Here is a 2,081-nt window from a genome sequence, read left to right as displayed (position 1 = left end):
GAAACATCGATGTAAAGGTCATTTCAGTTTCCTATTGCCTGTTGCCTATTGCCTATTGCCCTCTAGCAGCGCTTTAAGCGGATTTGATATGACAATCAAAAATCCCCCTCATTGGAAAAGGGGGATTTGGAAAGGAAGTCGCCGATCGCTCTTTTTTAGAAGATCAGAAAATCGTCATCGAGCAAATTTGTAACCCCGGTGACACCTTCGAGTTTTGCCAGAATTTGGGAATCATCCCCGCCGGTATTATCTCCGTTGCCGTCATAAATCAGGTAAGTATCGCTACCGTCATCGTAGGCGAACAGATTTTGCGTTCCGCCCAAAACATTGGAAGAAATATCAGTTTGAACGGGGAGGAGAATATTATCCGTCGTGGCGACCAAACTGCCGGAAATTGCGATCGCATCTCCATCGGCGACACCCAGACCTTCAAAGTCCGCGATCGTATCATAGAAACCCTCACCAATTTGGGCATCAATACTGGTGGTCGCATCGGCGTTAAATGCCGTTCCGCCACCGTCGTCGGCACTTTCATAGTGAAAGATATTGTTGTCATTTCCGCCGACGAGTGAATCGGAACCCAAACCGCCGACAATGCTATCGTTACCGTCATCACCTCGCAAGGTATCGTTACCCCCGAAACCGACGAGGGTATCATTTCCCCCCCGACCCCGGAGATTATCACCAAAATCGGCCCCCTCAATGCTTTCAGCCTCATCAGTGGGTTCAGACAGCAACTCCACAGAAATGGTCGCCGTCGCCGTCTCGCCATTACCATCCGTGATGGTATAGGAAAACTCATCAGTACCCGCATCGCTTGAAAGGCGGGTGTAATTAACTTGGTTGCCTGCCTGGGTGATGAGTCCACTCGTCCCCTCAGTATTCAGGTCTGTGAGGGTGAGAATATCCCCATCTGGATCGCTATCATTGTCAACGGGGTTAATGGGGAACTGAGAGGAATTGTTGACGCGGATGGGACTCTCATCCACGGCGATGGGTGGCTCGTTAACAGAGATAACAGTAATTGTTGTGGTCGCCACATCGCTATCATCCGTGCCATCATTAATGACAACTTCTATGCGACGATCCGTTTCATCCGGTTTGATGGAACTATTGTTGTAAACCACCTGGCCGATCGCGGTTTGGTAATCCGCCAGAGACGCGCTCCCCGTCAGAGTCAAAATTCCCGTATCCGGGTCGTAAGAACTCGCCGTAATCCCGTCGGGGAGATCTCCACTCACCGAAAGACTTTCTTCCTCGTCGAAGGGATTGGTCAGGGTGATGGTGGCCGAAGCAATGGTGGTGTTGTCCGGATCTGCGATCGAGATATCGCCGGCATCCGCCACCGCGAGATTTGCATCCCCTTCGGTGAAGGTGGCTTGGTAATTGTTGCCACCCGCGCCGCTGCTGTTGTCGGCATCGAGATCCAGCAGTGGCGGATCATTCACCGCCACAATACTGATGGTACTAATTGCCGCCGGATCGCTGCTGTCCGTCCCGTCGCTGGCGGTCACTGCGATCAGGCGATCGCCGGTGGCGGGATTCTCGGAACTGTTGCTGTACGTCACCGTCCCCAAAACCTGTTCGTACAAATCGGGAGACGTTTCCCCGGTCAGGGTCAGCACCCCGGTCGCCGAGTCGTAGCTGGCTTCAATTCCGCTATCCCCCGTATCGACCGCGAGCACCTCATCTTCTCCGTCCGAGAGATTGGTGATAGTGACACTCGCCCCGGTCAGGCTGGCATTATCTGTATCGGTAATCGTAATTAGAGCGGCATCGGCGATCGCGACGGCATCCCCATTTTCGGTAAATGTAGCACTCGCATCGAGTCCCGCCGCATCCCCGTTGAGATCCACCACCGGCGGGTTGTTCACCCCGGCTACAGTAATACTGACGGTGGCGGTCGCCGTGACATCGTTATCATCTGCGATCGTGTAATTGAAAGTATCCGTCACCGTTTCCCCGGCGGTCAAAGCCTCAAAAGCCGCCACACCCGTGGGGTCATAGGTATAGCTACCATCATCATTGACCGTCACCGCAGCCCCCCGGGTGCTGGGTGTCTGAAAACCCGTCACCGTCAG

Annotated in this window: 1 protein-coding gene; it reads right to left on the bottom strand. The window is 53.6% G+C overall.

Annotation, left to right across the window (positions count from 1 at the left end; translation table 11 throughout):
• Positions 1–155 precede the first annotated feature (155 nt).
• Positions 156–2,081 (bottom strand): Ig-like domain-containing protein (locus AC0QHF_RS00360; protein WP_324702206.1); only part of this gene is annotated, 1,926 nt, incomplete at its 5' end.

It is taken from the genome of Lyngbya sp. CCY1209 (assembly GCF_055795065.1).
This window is presented reverse-complemented; position numbering and strand designations above follow the sequence as displayed.